The organism is uncultured Brachyspira sp. (genome assembly GCF_944388875.1).
GTDB lineage: Bacteria > Spirochaetota > Brachyspiria > Brachyspirales > Brachyspiraceae > Brachyspira.
On the sequence record NZ_CALXKQ010000004.1, the window covers coordinates 88,286 to 104,746 of the forward strand.

Genomic DNA, 16,461 nt, shown 5'->3' on the forward strand with positions numbered 1-16,461 from the left:
TTTCAGCTGTCCATAAGCCTTATATAATTTTTTATTACAGGGTTTTCATTGTTATTAAAAATATCTTCTAATTTTCCGCTTGAAAGTACTTTGCCTTCATACATAAATACGGCATTATCCGATATTCTTTTTGCCTGTGCTATATTATGAGTTACTATAATTATTGTGTATTTTTCTTTCAGAGTTAATAAGGTATCTTCTATTTTGTTAGAGTTTATAATATCTAAAGAGGAGCAAGGCTCATCAAGAAGCAGTATATCAGGCTCTACGCTTAAACTTCTTGCTATACAAAGCCTTTGTTTTTGTCCTCCGCTTAATTTTAAAGCCGAAGAGTTTAGCTTATCTTTCACTTCATCATAAAGACTTGTCATCTTCAATATTTCCTGAACTTTTTCATCTATTTTCTTTTTGTTCAGTCCGTAGTATTTTAAAGCATAGCTTATATTTTTATATATTGACATTGGAAATGGAGTTGGGGTTTGAAATACTATACCTATATTTTTTCTTAATGTTTCTAAAGGCATATCATTTGTATTTATATCATTAAAATAAATATTTCCTTTTATTATAGCATCATTTTCTTCTAATATTATTTTATTTATAGTTTTTAAAAGTGTACTTTTTCCGCATCCGCTTGGACCTATTATAGAAGTTATTTTATTTCTTTCAAAATCAATATTTATATTATCAAGAATATTTTTTTCTCCATAGCATACAGATATATCTTTTAATTTTAAAATAATATTATTCATGTTTTATACCCTTAATTTTTAAGAATCTTAAAAGCACAGCGAAAAAGTTTAATATTAAAACTATAGAAAGAAGTACAAAAGCTGTAGCATAAGCATTTTCTGTTGATATTCCCTGAGTAAGAAGAATATATAAATGATAAGGAAGCACCATAGAAGGTTTAAATATTGAATCTGCTAAAGGGGCATTTATTACAGCACCAGTAAACATTAAAGGAGCAGCCGCACCTATAGCTAAAGCATTAGCAAGCATTATTATAGATAATGCTTTTACGCCTATCTCTTTTAAAACTATATGAATTATAGTGTATGATTTGCTTATTCCTAAAGCGTAAGAACTGTTTATTATATCATTATCCAATTCTTTTAATACTTTTTTTATTCTTATGGCTATAAAAGGAAGAATCATAATAGACTGAGTTATTGACATTGAGAGTATAGATTTTCCAAATCCTAAATACAGCACCAGCATGGCATATCCGAATAGTCCTAAAACTACAGAAGGTATCCCTGCTATGCATTGAAATATTATATCAAAAAAGGAATTAATTAATTTATTTTTATTATAAAATACCAAGTATATGCCAGATGATATTCCAAGTATAGATGATATTAAAGATGAAAGTATGGAAGTATATAAACTTCCAGCTATTGCAGGAAATATCCCTCCTTCTTTTCCCAATATAATACCTTCAGGTTTTCCAAAAATGAAATTTATATTAATAGCATTTCTCCCTTTATAGAATATAAATATAAATATAAATGCTATTATAAAAATAATTACAGCAAAACTTATTATAGACCATATTTTAATTAAATTTTTCATAATTCCAATTTAAGTAAGTATTTCCTCAAAAAATGCACAGCTATATTTATAATAGATAAAGTAAGCATAAGTATAGCCCCGCTTGCAAATAAAGCACTGTAATGTAAACTTCTTACCTCAGACATTCCTATCTCTAATGCAATTAAAGAAGCTATTGTTTCAGCTTTTCCAAGCAATGTAGGAAATACTAATGAGTTTCCTATAACCATCATAACAGCCATAGTTTCTCCTAAAGCTCTTGATATAGCCAAAATAAATCCTACTAAAACTGCATTTTTAGAGTTCGGCAAAATAAGTTCAGATACCATATACCATTTATCTATTCCAAGAGAAATAGAAACATCATTATAGTTCTTTTTTAATATCATCATGCTTTCTGTAATAGTTGATATTATAAAAGGAAGTATCATAAAAGATAAAAGTATGCTTGCAGCAAGTACGGATTCTCCTGCAGACATATTTAATATTGGCAGATGTTCAAAAAATTTTACTATTATAACTAAACCTATAAACCCATATACAACAGAAGGAACGGCAACTATTAAATCCATTAAAGAAAGAGAAAAAGAACGTAAAAAATCATTGGCTATAAAAACTAAAAATATACTAAATCCTATACCTATAAATAAACTTATAAATGTGGCAAGAAATGCAGTGTATATTGTTGCTAATATAATATAAAAAATCCCATAGCTTTCAGAAACTCCTAATGCCAAAGGACGCCATACTTTTCCAAATACAAAATCATATATTCCAGTATGTTTTAATATTGGAATACTCTCTTTGACTATAAAAAATATAATGAAAGCCAATACCATAATGCATAAAAACGAAATTAATTTTATAAATATAGAAAAAATAATTTCTTTTAAATTAAGATTGGGCTTCTTATTTTTTAAGATATTAGAGTATTCCAACATTCAATTATTTTACAGGAATATATCCGTTTTCTTCTATAATTTTTTTACCAGCATCACTGAATATATAATTTATAAAAGCATTTTCGCTTTCTGATACATCAGAATTTTTAATAAGCATCAATGGTCTTTGTATTTTATATTTTCCATTTAAGATATTTTCTTTGCTTGCTTCTATTCCGTCTACTTTAAGAGCGAATAATTTATCTTTATTTTGATTATAAAGTCCGTAAGAAGCATATCCTATAGCATTTTCATTCTCTGATATTTTAGAGCATAATTCCTTCATAGATGAAGTTTTAATAGCAGATGAAGATATTTTACTGTCTGACATTACAGCTTCCTGAAAAACATCATAAGCTCCGCTCTCAGAATCTCTTACTATAACTGCTATTTCTTTTTGAGGTAAAGAAGAATCTACATCGCTCCAATATTTGTATTCTCCTGAGAAGATTTTTTTAATAGTATTTATATCCAAATTGTCTTTTACTTTTACTATTGGATTTTTAGCATTAACTGATATTGTTAAAGCATCTGAAACTACTATATATTCTTTGTAATTTGACATTTTAGATTTTTCGCTGTCTTTTATTTTTCTTGAAAGCATACCGAAATTTGCTTTATTATCCAATACGCTTTTTAAACCTGCTCCAGAACCTGAAGCTGAAACTGATATAGATATTTTTTCACTTGCTTCTCCCATAAACTTATTACCTATAGAAGATATTATAGGAGCTAAAGAAGATGAACCTTCAAAAGATATTATGTTTGACATGATACCATCCTTAATAAATATTTGCAATCATAAATAATTTAACATTTTCAAATATAAAGTCAATGAATTAATTTTAATTTATTCTTATATAATTAAAATAGTAAGACAAATTGAGCATTTTTATTATATTTTATATATAAAAAATAATAATAGGATAGAAAATGAGAACAATATTAACAATTTTTATGATAATTTTTTTGGCATCATGTTCTAAAGAGAAATTTGAATTTAACAGTAAATATTCTGGAACTTATGAGGGTAATGTAACTATACAAACAGCATCTTCTGGACAATTATACTGTCAGGGAAAATTTACAGTTAGTTCTGATGGTACAGTTAAAGGAGAGGTTTATAATATTGATAAAACCTATAAAAAAACATACAGCATATCATCAGGATATATGAAAAAGGTATCTAATATTAAATACACTGCCAATGTAAATGAGTTTGGATTTAAAATAGATTTTATTTTTATTTTTGCTGATAATACTATGAATTTAGAAATAAAAGACTATACAGAAGGCAGTATAACAAAAGGAAACATGCCCAAGAAATAAATTATAATTTGTACTTTAAAATATTTTTATATTAGCTTTTTTGAAATACCGCACGCTAAAATAAACAAAAAATATAAAATAGTTAAATAATACAATTTTTATTATATTAGAAAATACATTAATCGTGCGTTAATAAAATTTCAAATTTAATCAAAACTTGGGTGGGTATGTTTTTTTTAATGAAACAGTAAAATTAATTAAAAATGCTGTTTTTATAAAAGCAGTAAATTATAGGGGTGGGGTATGTAATTAATTTTTTAAAATTTATTTACACTCTCCCGCCCTATAGACTTTCAATCTAATTTGTAATTTTCATGTTATATTTCTTTTTTATTTTACTTCTGTATTTTAACTGCCCACCCAAACGTTTTTAAATTCTGAAATTTATTTACCGCACCAGAATAAAATTAAAGATATAGTTTTATTTGCAATTCAAATTTTGTTATATTAAACAATTTGTTTACCGTGCGTTAATCAAAACTTTTTATTTAATTATGTAAAGTTCATAATTTGATCTATTTTCAATAAAAAAATGATATTTTTTACATAAAATTGTAAATTTATTTATATTTTTTTGTAAAAAAAATTGACATTATATAATAAATATATTATAATGTAAATATAGCTAATAAATGCTTTACATTATATTTACAAAAAGGAGTATTTATGAAGAACTCAATTTTAAAAGCGATACCTGTTTTAGCAATATCTGGAAGTATTTTATTTGCTCAGTACGGCGGATATAATTATCAAAATACTGAGGCTCAAAATAATTATAATTATACAGCTGAGCAAAATAATAATACAGCAGCAAATAATAATAGTTACTATAATTATTATAATGAATTTATGAAAACTTTAGCTCAGCAGGCAAAAGACCCTAATAGTATTTATTACAGCCCTACTTTCTCTCAGCAATACGACAGCTACTCTCAAAATCAGGGCAATAATAATAATCCTTATCAAGAGGCTATGAATGCTATGAATGCTGCTTCTGATAATTATAATAATCAAAACAATAATGATTATTACGGCAGCGGACAAAATACTTTTGTTAATCCTTATGAAGAATTAATAAAAATGCTTCAAACAGAATCTCAAAATCCTAGCAGTCCTTATTATAATAATCCTAATGGAAATCAAAATACTTATGCAGCTGATAATAACTATAATAATAATAGTTATAATAATGATATGTATTATGGTCAGAACAATAACTCTTCACAAAATCCTTATGAATTGGCAGCACAAGAATTGATAAAAGCAGCTGAAGAGCTAAGTAAAAAAGCAAATAATAACAATAATGATAATAATTTAGGCAATCAGAATAATAATGCCCAATATGGTTATGATGCTAATAATACAGGTGCTATGAATAACTATAATGCGGCAAATCAGCAGAATTTCTATGCTCCGTTTACGGTTCCTCAGGCTGTTTTAGATACTGCTAAAAGAACTTATCCTAATGCTGAAATATGGGCAGTAGATATGGAATATATAGATATTTATGAAATTAAAATGAGCAATATGATGGAGCTTTATATAGATAAAACTGGAAAGCTATTATATCAAAAATTTGATGATTAATTAATATCATATTTTCCTTAAGAACTACAAAAAAGAGTCTTTATAAAAAGGCTCTTTTTTTTTGTAAAATATTTGATTTAAATTGAAAGATTTATATACTAATAAAAAATAAATAAAACAGAGAGTTAATTATGTCATCAAAAATACCTTATGAAAGTATAGTAAATGAGGATTATATAGGCAAGGAAATAAATCCTATTAATCAGCAGGATATATGCAAACTGGCAGCTCAATATGATAACAAAAATTCTATTGGGGATATTAATTTACTTATAGTAGATCCGCAGAGAGATTTTATAGATGCAGAAAAAGGTGCATTAGCTGTTAATGGAGCTTATGATGATATAAAAAGGATAATCAAATTTATATATAATAATATGGATAGAATATCTAATATATATGTTACATTGGATACTCATAGATACGATTCTATTTTTCATCCTATAATGTGGAAAGATTCAAGTGGCAATATAGTGCCTCCTTTTACAGAGATTACATTAGAAAAAATAGAAAATAATGAGATAATACCAGCATATAATAAAGATATGCAGATAAATTATGTCAAAGCATTGAAAGAGCAGGGCAGTCAGAATTTAATTATTTGGCCTTATCATTGTCTTAATTCTACAGACGGATGGCTTATAGAAAAGCAGCTTTCAAATATGCTTTTATTTTTTGAAATTGCAAAGAGAGTGTCTGTAATAAAAATATTAAAAGGAGAGGATTCTTATACAGAAATGTACGGTGTAATAAGGGCTGAAGTAATCACAGAATCAAGCAAAAAATATGACAATTCTTGGGTTTATGATATAAGGAATGCTGAGAATATATATGTATGCGGAGAGGCTAAGGATTACTGCGTTTATGAAAGCGTAAAACAGTTCTGCGAATTTTATAATAATGATAGAAATACAACAGAAAAAGTTAATGTAATGATGAACTGCTGCAGTGCTATAGGTGATAATAATGCATGCGAACAAAAATATAATGAGCTTTCAAATATATATGGCATAAAATTATTGAATGTATAATATAGTTTTAAATCATTGATTTTTATGCTTATTTATAATATAATTATTATGTTATTTAAACTACAAAAAAAAATTTATTATTAGAATTTATTTTTAAAGAAGGAAATTAATATGCGTTTTAAAAGTGCTTACAATGGAGTATTAACAAAAAACGATATCGGCAAAGAAGTTAAATTAGCTGGTTGGGTTTTAAGAAGAAGAGATCATGGCGGAGTAATATTCGTAGATTTAAGAGATAAAACTGGTTTTGTACAAATAGTATTTAACCCAGAAGTGAATAAAGAAGCACATAATGACGCCCAAAATTTAAGAAGTGAATATGTTATTAGTGTAGAAGGAAAGGTAAGGGCTAGAAGTGCTGAAATGGTTAATCCTAAAATACCTACAGGTGAAATTGAAGTGATGGTTGAAAAATTAGAACTACTCAATACATCTGAAACTCCTCCTTTCTTATTAGAAGATGATATTGATACAGGAGAAGATATAAGACTTAAATACAGATATTTAGATTTAAGAAGACCTAAAGTATTCAATAACTTATATAAAAGATTTCAAATTACTAATGCTTTTAGAAAACATTTAGCTGACAATGGTTTTATAGATGTAGAAACTCCTATATTAAATAAAAGTACTCCTGAAGGGGCAAGAGATTTTTTAGTTCCTTCAAGACTTAATGCTGGTGATTTTTATGCTCTTCCTCAGTCGCCTCAAATATTTAAGCAAATACTTATGATAGGCGGTTTTGACAGATACTATCAAATAGCTAAATGTTTCCGTGATGAAGATTTAAGAGCAGACAGACAGCCTGAGTTTACTCAAGTGGATATTGAAACTTCTTTCCTTAATACTGATGAGTTTTTATCTATTATGGAAAAAGTTACTGCTAATATAGTTAAAGATGTTTATGATATTGATTTGCCTACACCTTTCCCTAGATTAAATTATTATGATGCTATGGAGATGTACGGAAGCGATAAGCCTGATACTAGATTTGAGTTAAAACTTGTTAATGTTGAAGATGCTGTAAGAGGATGCGATTTTGCTGTATTTAAAAATGCTTTAGACAACAAATTTATAATAAGATGTTTGAATGCTAAAGGCGGCGTTAATAAATTAAGCAGAAAGGATATTGATGACTTTACAAAATATGTAGGCATATTTGGAGCTAAAGGTCTTGCTTGGATGAGAGTTACTGAAAACGGACTTGAATCTAATATAGTAAAATTCTTCTCTGAAGACAATCAGAAAAAAATATTAGAAGTTACAAAAGCAGAAAAAGGCGATTTACTTTTCTTTGTTGCTGATACTCCAAAAGTTACTTATGATGCTTTGGGTAATTTAAGATTAAGAGTTGCTGAAAAATTAAACTTAATAGATAAAGATAAATTAAATTTCTTATGGGTAGTAGAGTTCCCATTATTTGAATATGATCATAAAGAAAAAAGAATATCCGCTACTCACCACCCATTTACAGCACCTGTACCTGAAGATGTTCCTCTATTAGATACTGATGTATTAAAAGTGAGAAGCGATACTTATGACTTAGTATTAAACGGTAATGAAATAGGCGGCGGCGGTCAGCGTATATATGACAGCAAAGTACAGGCTAAAATATTCAGCTTGTTAGGAATATCAGATGAGAAGGCAAAAATAAGATTCGGCTTCTTACTTGATGCTTTGAAATATGGGGCTCCTCCTATGTGCGGTATGGCTTATGGTATAGACAGAGTTGTTATGCTTCTACAAAAACAGGACAGCATAAGAGAGGTTATAGCATTCCCTAAAACTCAAAAAGGTCAGTGCTTGATGAGCGGATGTCCTTCCACTGTTGATGATGATCAATTAGAAGAGCTTCATTTGAAAGTTGAAGAATAATTTTAATATAAAATAAAGCCCCTTAATAATAAGGGGCTTTTATTTTTTTAATTTATTCTCATTGCCCGCCCTCTATGATTTTTTAATTTTATCTATTATTTCTATTTTTTATTTTTTTATTGCTTCATTAGAAATTAAAGCACCACCCAAGCGTTTTTTTAATTTTAAATATACCACAACGCACGGTTAGCTAAATTAAAAATATAAATAGATTAATAATCCAACTTTTATTATATTTTGAATCTGCTCACCGTGCGTTAAATAGATTTTAAATCTAATTAAAACTTGGGCGGGGGTGCTTTTTTAATGAAACAGCAAAATTAATTAGAATGCAATCTTTATTAAGATAATAAATTTATAAGGGCGGGGTATGTAATTAATTTTTTTTAATTTTATTTACATTTTTCCAGCCTATAGGCTTTTAATATAATTAAAAAAATCTCATCATTATAGAATAAAAATATAATAGCAATATATTAAAAACTATGGTATTATTTCAATTCATACATAATTATAGTATAAGGTTTTAATAAATGAAAAATATTGCCATACTCGGAAGACCTAATGTTGGTAAATCTACTCTCTTTAATAGATTTGCAGGAAGGAGAAAATCTATAGTTGATCCTATGGCAGGTGTTACCAGAGATATAAGTATGGCATGCACTTATATTGATGACATAGCATTCAATGTATTTGATACTGGAGGACTTCTTGATATAAGTGATGATGTATTAAATGAGAAGGTAAGAGAGAAAGCTTTAAAAACTGCTATGGAAGAAGCTGACATACTTTTATTTTTAGTAGATGCCCATCAGTATCATCCAGATGACAGACATTTTATAAATACTATAAGAAAATCTGGAAAACCTATTATACTTGTAGTTAATAAGGTGGATGCGGATTCTCATAATAGTTTAATAAATGAATTTTACTCTCTAGGTATAAAAGATATAGTACCAATTAGTGCCGAGCATAATAATGGTATTGATGATTTGAGAGAGAAGATACTTGAATTGTTGGAAAGCGTAGGGGTTGATTTAGATGCTGAGAGAGGATCAAGCATAGATATTAAAGATGAAGAAAATTTAGAAGAGTATGATAATAATAATGAAGAAGAATATGATAATGAAATAACAACAGAAGAAGAAAACAAAATTATTAATATAGCAATAGTAGGTAAGCCCAATGCGGGTAAATCCACTTTGCTTAATACTTTAATAGGTAAAGATAGAAGCATAGTTTCAGATATTGCAGGAACTACAAGAGATGCCATAGATGAAACTTTTAATTTTAAAGGCGATGATATATGCCTAGTTGATACGGCTGGAATAAGAAAGAAAAAAAATGTTAATACTGATGTTGAATACTACAGCGTAAACAGAGCAATAAAAGCTATAGAAGCATCGGATGTATGCATACTTATGCTTGATGTTTTTGAGGGACTTACGGATCAGGATAAAACAATAGCTAATCTTATAATAGAGAGAAGAAAAGGAATTGTAATAGCTGCAAATAAATGGGATATAAGAGAGGAAGGCATCACTTGGAATGATTATGAGGCTTATATGAAAGAAACTTTTCCTGTTTTAAATTATGCCTTTTATGCTAGAGTTTGTGCTACTAGAAAAAATGATGCAGAAAAACTTTTATCCCTTGCAGTTAGGGTTGCCAAAACAAGACTTCAAAGATTTGAAACTCATGCACTTACAGAAACTATGGTTAGAGCTACTAGAGAATATACTATATCTGCAGGAGGAAACCCTTTTAAGATTTACTATGTTACTCAGACTGGAGTAAATCCTCCAGCTTTTGCTGTTTTTTGCAATCACCCACATAAATTAAATTCACATTATAAGAGATATTTAGAAAATAGATTCAGAGAGATGTTTGACTTCAGAGGAACACCTATAATACTTAATTTCAGAAAGAGGGGAAAAAAATATGGAGATTAAAAATATGATAATTAAAATTATAATAAGCATATTAATATCCTATATAATCGGAGCTATACCATTTTCTTTTATAATAGGAAAGATAAACGGACATGATGTAAGAAAGGAAGGCAGCTGCAATCCCGGTGCCAGCAATGTACTTAGGGTATGCGGTAAAAAGGCTGGAATTGCTGCTTATATATGCGATATAGGAAAAGGGATGATAGCTGTTGTTATTCCTTCTTTTATTCTTTCTGGAATAATTTCAACTCATAGCTATATTTTAGTAGCATGTGCTGTTGCTTCAATACTTGGTCATGCGTTTTCTATATTTTTGGGATTTAAAGGAGGTAAGGGTGTTGCAACAAGTGCAGGATCAATGTTTATGCTTGCACCTATTAGTTTAATTATTACTATGGTGTTTTTCTTTATAGGCTTATTTGCTTCAAGAAAAACTGTTGCTATAGGCTCTACATTTGGAGCTGTTGCTTTTCCTATTGTTTTAAGTTTATTATACTTCAAAGTTAATTTTTTATACAGAATATTTTTTAATATAAACTTTATAGTTCTCCTTCCAATAGCTATACTTCTTGATATATTCATTATAATAAAGCATATACCAAATTATAAAAGAATGCTTAAAGGAGAAGAGAATAGTTTTTCTAAAAAATAGATTTACTATATTTATGTGGCAATTATGAAAAATTTTATTAAAATTATAACTTTATCTATTTATATAGTTTTTGTTTTCAGCTGCGGCAATAATGTAACAAAAACTACAAGCAGATATGAAGGAGCAGTAAGCACTTCTTCAAATACTAAAGACCTTATAGCAAATAAATGCATTTTAATTTATGATGAATACGGTTCTATAGAAATTACTATAGAAGGCGGAACACAATATGACAGTTATATAAAAATAGAAAACAGTGAATTAATACAGACTTCAAATGATTCATATCATGCAAGCAAAAACAACAAAAGATATTCATTTACTTTTTATAATACATACATGAAATTAACAATAGAAAATAATGATAATACTACAACAGAAGGTACTCTGTCAAAAGTAAATTAGTTTTTATTTTTCTTCTGTTACTAACTTTTCCTCACTTCCATTAACTTTTCCGTCTTTATCCACTTTTACAGTAAATATTTTGGACACGCCCTTTTCTTCCGCTGTTATTCCATAATATGCATCCGCAATAGTGGCTGAAACTTCATCATGCGTAATGATTAAGAACTGTGTTTTATCGGAGAGATTTTTTACCATGTTTTTGTATCTGATAATATTAGCTCCGTCAAGTGCGGCATCTACCTCATCAAGTATGCAGAAAGGACTAGGTCTGTATAAGAATATGGCAAATACTAATGCAAGCCCTGTCATAGTAAGTTCTCCGCCTGAATACGAAACTATATTTTCCATTTTTTTTCCCGGCGGCTGAGCGAATATATCAATAGGACTATTTAATAGATCTTCTTCATTTTGTATTTTTAATCCTGCATTACCGCCGCCAAATAATATTTTAAAAGTTTCAGAGAATTTTTTATTTATTTCATTAAACGTTTTTAAGAAATCCTCTCCCGCTTTTTTATTGGCATCAGCTATTATCTTTAATATCTCTTCTTTGGATTTTTCTAAATCTTCTTTCTGCTTACTCAAAAAATCAAATCTGTTTTTAGCCTCCTGATATTCATCCAAAGCCATTTCATTAATATGTCCAAGATTTTTTATTTTTTCATTAACAGTATTTAATTTATTTTTAAATGTTTCTTCATCTATTAAGTTTTGAGTATTCTCTTCAAACTCTTTCAAATTAAGAGCATAATTCTCATAGAAATGAGTATATATATCATTAATCTTATCTTTACTCTGATTGATTCTCTCACTTACTCTTGTAATATTTTCATTTATCTCATTTAATCTCTTTACACGCTTAGCTAAACTTGTTTCAAAATTTGATAATGCAGATTCAGCCTTTTTTATTTCATTTGCCTTATGTCTTGATTCGCTTTCTGTTTTAGATTTTTTCTTTTCTAATTCTTTATAAGTAATTGAGTTTTCTTTATACTCTTCATTAAGATTTTTATAATCCTCTTCAAGTCTATTTATTTTTTCATTTAGAGAAACAAATTCATCTTCAACTATTTTCATGCTTTTTAATATCATGTCTTTTCTCTCTTCAGATGCCTTTCTGTTTGTTTCATATTTTGCTCTTTCTATAGTTAGAGTGGTAAGGGCAGAATTTGATTTATTTATATTCTCTGTTGAAATTCTTATATCATTATTAATCTCTTCTATTTTTTCTATATTGGCTTTAATAAATGCTTCAAGGTCTGATATTTCTTTATCTATTGCTTCTTTTTGCATATAAGTACCCTCTTTATCAAAGAGCAAATCTACAAAAGGGTCTTTTATCTTAGTATACTCTTTAAATATGCCCTGCAGAAATAAAGCATCTTTTTTCTCAGTTTCTAAACTCTCAGCTAAATTCTTGATAAAACTTGAAATGGAATTAAAATTAAGTTCATTTAAATTTAATAATACTCCGTCCTCCTCAAAATCTTTTATAGTATTCATCTTTGTATTAATTGAATTAAGGAGATTATTAAAACCTATATCAATGTCAGATTCATGCTTTCCTATATTCTGATAAAAGCTGTTTCCCATGACATCTTTTTTCTTTTCATCTATCTCTGTTATAATTTTATTTATAACCTCTAATTGTCTTTCTCTGGCATCTGCAATTTTTAATGCTGCATTTTGATTTTCCTGAGTTATTATAGATATTTGATCATTTAAAGCGGCTATTTTATTCTGCTCATTTGCAATATTACCTTCTTCTATTTCCTGCTCTTTTAAAGACCTTTCTATATTTTCAGCTATTGTTTTTACATCCTCTTCAAGTTCTGCTATTTTATTTTTATCTTCTTCTATTCTTTTTAATAAAATATTTTTTCTGTTTATAGTTTCTTCTTTTTCTTTACTGGCATTATCAAGCTGATTTTTAAGCTGATTAGACATTTTTTCTATATGCGTAAGTTCTGTAATAATCAATGATACCTGTTTATCGAGTTCTATAGACAAACTTCTAGTTTCTTCAAATTTCAATAGCTCCTGCTGTTTTTGATTGTCTAAATCATCAAGCTCTTTCTCTAATTCCTGTTTTTTATTATTATGCTCTTCTAAACTCTTTGTCTGCTCTTCTAATGTAATTCTTAATTTTTTAACCTGATTAACATTCAAACTTATATTTATTTTTTTTTGCTCATCTTTTAAGGAATAATATTTTTCTGTTCTAGCTGCCTGTTCTTTTAAAGATTTATAATATTTCTCAGCATTCTTTATTTCTATTTTTACATTATCAAGATTTCTCTCAGACTCTTCAAGTTTTTTTGCCGCCTCTCTTCTTCTCTCTAGATACTTACTTATTCCAGCGGCATTTTCAATAATACTCCTTCTCTCTTCTGGTTTTTGCTTTGCAATCTCAGAAACAGTACCCTGCTTAATTACAGAGTAGGCATTCTTACCCAAACCCGTATCAAGAAACATATCAACAATATCTTTTAATCTCACCTGCTCATCATTGATATAATACTCTGATAATCCTTTCCTATAATATTTACGTGTTACTATAACCTCATCAATATCATACTTCTTTATCCATCTTGATTTATTATCTAATGTAAGAGCAACCTGAGCCAAAGAAGACGGCTTTCTAGTATCAGTGCCATGGAATATAACACTTTCAAGCCCTTTGGCACTGTCTATTCTTAATCTGCTTGCGGACTGCTCTCCCATAACCCATAAAAACGCCTCTACTATATTGCTTTTTCCTATACCATTAGGTCCAAGAACCACAGTAACACCTTCATTAAACTCTATATTTGTTTCTATGGCAAATGATTTGAATCCGTGCAAATTAAGATTCTTTATATACATCTTATTTCCTATCTTTTCAATACTTAAATATTATATATTCTAATTATTATCGTCATTTACAATAATTAATTACAGTAATTATACAATCGTATGGAAAAAAATCAATCTTAATAAATAATACTGAATCATAGATTCATTATAGGTTATATATTTACTAAAATCTTAATTTTATTTAATTATTTAATAAGGTATGATACTAATGCCAAATTTATAATCGTCAATACATATTTAAAATTAGAACAATACCCATATTGTTTAAATAAATAATAATAATCTGCATAATTGACTTTTTTAATTATATAAACTATACTATACAGTCATAGTGTTAGTTTTTTTATTATTTAAGTTCTATTATTAAATAATAAGTATTTTAATATTAATTATCATTTTACTTTAAGGTGATGTTTATATGAAAAAGTTTGATAGTATAGTAGTAAAAATTCCTTTAATAGTTAATATAGTTATTGTAATATTATCTTTTACAATAATTTTCACTTCAATAAGAATAGCTAATAAAGCTATAAATAATGCAACATATTCTGGATTTGAAACTTCAGTTAATGGTTATTCTACATTATTAGATACCATACTTAATGACCAATTAATAATTATGGATGCATATTCAAGAATATCTGCAGTAATAGAATATATGCAGACTAGAAATGAAGATACGAAAGAAAGAGCCATTCAAACTATGATCAATTTATTTGATAACAATGATTATATAGTAACATTAGATTTGATAGGCTTAGATGGAAAAATAATAGAAGCGTATAATGGAGATACTAAAAATTCAGGTCTTGATATGGCTAATACATATCCTCAATTATGGAAAGAATTTGTAGATTCTGGTTATGATCATGCTACAAGCGATAATATATACAAATCAGATATAAATAAAGGATATGTACTTCCTATATTGCATTCAATTTATAGTTTGGATGGAAAACTTATAGGAAGTTTTATAGCATTTGTTGATTGGTCAAGGATTATAAATGAAACTTTAGCAGATGCTAGAAATGAACTTTCAGAAGCGAGAAGTATATTTGTTTTAAATGAAGATGATTTGCAGTGTGTATACCATAATATAAATGAAACCATAGGCGTTATTCCAAATGCTTCTTTAATGCCTCCTGCAGGAAAGGCTTCTGGTATATTTACATACGATTTTAACAATTCTCCTAGAACAGCATTTTTTAAAAAAATGAAAAGTCAGCCTTGGTTTATGATGGCAGGTATTACACATGATCTATTATATGCAGAAAGTAAGAAAATGACTATTATAGGAATATTATTAGGCGTATCAGGTATTATAATATCTTCTTTAGTATCTGGTTTTTATATAGGAAAAACTATCAGACCTATAAAAAATATAGTAGATGAAGCTCATCAAATGGCAAGCGGAAATTTTGTATTCAAATCTCAAATCATTAACAGACATGATGAAATAGGAGAATTATCTCATTCATTTGATACTATGAGAAATAGATTTATAGAGGTAATCTCTGAAGTATTAAGTGCTTCATCAGAAATAGCAAATGCAGCTGAGGAACTTCATAAAGGAAGCGAGGACTTAGCTCAAAGAACAGAGTATCAGGCTTCTAGTTTGGAGGAAACTGCTTCTTCTATGGAAGAGATGGCTTCTACTATAAAATCATCAGCACAAAACTCAGTAGATGGAAATAATGTTATGATAGCTTCAAGAAATGCAGTTGTAGAAGGTGGAAGTGTTATAGCTAATACAACAAAAATGATAGAAGATGTTTATGAGGCTAGTGCTAAAATAAAAGATATTACTAAAGTTATAGAAGGTATAGCTTTTCAAACTAATATATTAGCTTTAAATGCTTCAGTAGAGGCTGCACGTGCTGGTGATCAGGGAAGAGGTTTTGCTGTAGTAGCAAGTGAGGTAAGAAACTTAGCACAGAACTCTCAGGCTTCTGCTAAAAATATAACTTTGCTTATAGAAGATATATATGAAAAAATAAATAAATCTGCTGAAATGGCTAGACATTCTCAGGAAATATTTACAGATATAGAAATGAAAATAGAAGAAACTTCTAAAATTATGAGTGATATCAGTCAAACTGCTGTTGAACAGGAGGCTGGTGTTGATCAGGTTAATACTGCTGTTACTAAAATGGATAATATAACTCAGCAGAATGCTGCTTTAGTAGAAGAGTCCACTGCTGCTTCTAAATCTTTGCTTGATCAGGCGAATCATTTGGAAGAGCTTATGGGATTTTTTAAAGTAAAATAACTTATATAAA

Annotated in this window: 13 protein-coding genes; 8 read left to right on the forward strand and 5 right to left on the reverse strand. The window is 28.2% G+C overall.

The genetic code is table 11. The annotated features are described in order from the left end of the window. Positions 1-2: 2 nt before the first annotated feature. Genes Q0J69_RS05070 through Q0J69_RS05085 form a run of 4 tightly spaced genes read right to left on the reverse strand, consistent with a single transcriptional unit; the run spans position 3 to position 3,267 of the window. Positions 3-752, reverse strand: a complete 750-nt coding sequence (locus tag Q0J69_RS05070; RefSeq protein ID WP_297204853.1) for a phosphate ABC transporter ATP-binding protein — start codon at positions 750-752, stop codon at positions 3-5. Beyond that, a complete protein-coding gene (locus tag Q0J69_RS05075; RefSeq protein ID WP_297204854.1) occupies positions 745-1,575 on the reverse strand; it encodes an ABC transporter permease subunit in 831 nt (276 codons plus the stop codon). Before Q0J69_RS05075 ends, Q0J69_RS05070 begins: the two co-directional genes overlap by 8 nt. Further along, complete coding sequence (gene pstC / locus Q0J69_RS05080) at positions 1,572-2,495, reverse strand: phosphate ABC transporter permease subunit PstC (protein ID WP_297204855.1); 924 nt, start codon at positions 2,493-2,495, stop codon at positions 1,572-1,574. The genes Q0J69_RS05075 and pstC overlap by 4 nt, the downstream gene beginning before the upstream one ends. Positions 2,496-2,499: 4 nt before the next feature. Further along, complete coding sequence (locus Q0J69_RS05085) at positions 2,500-3,267, reverse strand: phosphate ABC transporter substrate-binding protein (protein ID WP_297204856.1); 768 nt, start codon at positions 3,265-3,267, stop codon at positions 2,500-2,502. Between the two features lie 161 nt (positions 3,268-3,428). Here Q0J69_RS05085 and Q0J69_RS05090 point away from each other — a divergent pair, with 161 nt between their 5' ends. From Q0J69_RS05090 to Q0J69_RS05120, 7 genes are all read left to right on the forward strand, one after another. Further along, complete coding sequence (locus tag Q0J69_RS05090; protein WP_297204857.1) at positions 3,429-3,824, forward strand: hypothetical protein; 396 nt, start codon at positions 3,429-3,431, stop codon at positions 3,822-3,824. Positions 3,825-4,490: 666 nt separating this feature from the next. Further along, positions 4,491-5,411, forward strand: a complete 921-nt coding sequence (locus tag Q0J69_RS05095; protein ID WP_297204858.1) for a PepSY-like domain-containing protein — start codon at positions 4,491-4,493, stop codon at positions 5,409-5,411. 131 nt (positions 5,412-5,542) lie between these two features. Further along, positions 5,543-6,442, forward strand: coding sequence for a nicotinamidase (locus Q0J69_RS05100; protein WP_297204859.1), 900 nt, complete (start codon positions 5,543-5,545; stop codon positions 6,440-6,442). Positions 6,443-6,553: 111 nt separating this feature from the next. Beyond that, complete coding sequence (gene aspS, locus Q0J69_RS05105) at positions 6,554-8,317, forward strand: aspartate--tRNA ligase (RefSeq protein ID WP_297204861.1); 1,764 nt, start codon at positions 6,554-6,556, stop codon at positions 8,315-8,317. Between the two features lie 533 nt (positions 8,318-8,850). Further along, a complete protein-coding gene (der, locus tag Q0J69_RS05110; protein WP_297204862.1) occupies positions 8,851-10,269 on the forward strand; it encodes a ribosome biogenesis GTPase Der in 1,419 nt (472 codons plus the stop codon). A gap of 4 nt (positions 10,270-10,273) precedes the next feature. Continuing rightward, positions 10,274-10,921, forward strand: coding sequence for a glycerol-3-phosphate 1-O-acyltransferase PlsY (gene plsY / locus Q0J69_RS05115; RefSeq protein WP_366030265.1), 648 nt, complete (start codon positions 10,274-10,276; stop codon positions 10,919-10,921). Positions 10,922-10,945: 24 nt separating this feature from the next. Next, the gene (locus Q0J69_RS05120) at positions 10,946-11,326 is read left to right on the forward strand and encodes a hypothetical protein (RefSeq protein WP_297204866.1); all 381 of its coding nucleotides are present in this window, start codon (positions 10,946-10,948) and stop codon (positions 11,324-11,326) included. A gap of 3 nt (positions 11,327-11,329) precedes the next feature. Here the strand turns inward: Q0J69_RS05120 and Q0J69_RS05125 are convergent, their stop codons facing one another. Further along, positions 11,330-14,191, reverse strand: a complete 2,862-nt coding sequence (locus Q0J69_RS05125; RefSeq protein ID WP_297204868.1) for an AAA family ATPase — start codon at positions 14,189-14,191, stop codon at positions 11,330-11,332. Positions 14,192-14,600: 409 nt separating this feature from the next. Here Q0J69_RS05125 and Q0J69_RS05130 point away from each other — a divergent pair, with 409 nt between their 5' ends. Further along, a complete protein-coding gene (locus Q0J69_RS05130; protein ID WP_297204869.1) occupies positions 14,601-16,451 on the forward strand; it encodes a methyl-accepting chemotaxis protein in 1,851 nt (616 codons plus the stop codon). The last annotated feature ends 10 nt before the right edge of the window (positions 16,452-16,461 follow it).

Excerpts from the sequence above, each read along its gene's own strand:
- aspS (WP_297204861.1), top strand. The coding sequence starts at position 6,554 with ATGCGTTTTAAAAGTGCTTACAATGGAGTATTAACAAAAAACGATATC.
- Q0J69_RS05095 (WP_297204858.1), top strand. The coding sequence starts at position 4,491 with ATGAAGAACTCAATTTTAAAAGCGATACCTGTTTTAGCAATATCTGGA.
- Q0J69_RS05090 (WP_297204857.1), top strand. The coding sequence starts at position 3,429 with ATGAGAACAATATTAACAATTTTTATGATAATTTTTTTGGCATCATGT.
- pstC (WP_297204855.1), bottom strand. The coding sequence starts at position 2,495 with ATGTTGGAATACTCTAATATCTTAAAAAATAAGAAGCCCAATCTTAAT.
- Q0J69_RS05120 (WP_297204866.1), top strand. The coding sequence starts at position 10,946 with ATGAAAAATTTTATTAAAATTATAACTTTATCTATTTATATAGTTTTT.
- Q0J69_RS05075 (WP_297204854.1), bottom strand. The coding sequence starts at position 1,575 with ATGAAAAATTTAATTAAAATATGGTCTATAATAAGTTTTGCTGTAATT.
- der (WP_297204862.1), top strand. The coding sequence starts at position 8,851 with ATGAAAAATATTGCCATACTCGGAAGACCTAATGTTGGTAAATCTACT.
- Q0J69_RS05085 (WP_297204856.1), bottom strand. The coding sequence starts at position 3,267 with ATGTCAAACATAATATCTTTTGAAGGTTCATCTTCTTTAGCTCCTATA.
- Q0J69_RS05070 (WP_297204853.1), bottom strand. The coding sequence starts at position 752 with ATGAATAATATTATTTTAAAATTAAAAGATATATCTGTATGCTATGGA.
- plsY (WP_366030265.1), top strand. The coding sequence starts at position 10,274 with ATGATAATTAAAATTATAATAAGCATATTAATATCCTATATAATCGGA.
- Q0J69_RS05125 (WP_297204868.1), bottom strand. The coding sequence starts at position 14,191 with ATGTATATAAAGAATCTTAATTTGCACGGATTCAAATCATTTGCCATA.
- Q0J69_RS05130 (WP_297204869.1), top strand. The coding sequence starts at position 14,601 with ATGAAAAAGTTTGATAGTATAGTAGTAAAAATTCCTTTAATAGTTAAT.
- Q0J69_RS05100 (WP_297204859.1), top strand. The coding sequence starts at position 5,543 with ATGTCATCAAAAATACCTTATGAAAGTATAGTAAATGAGGATTATATA.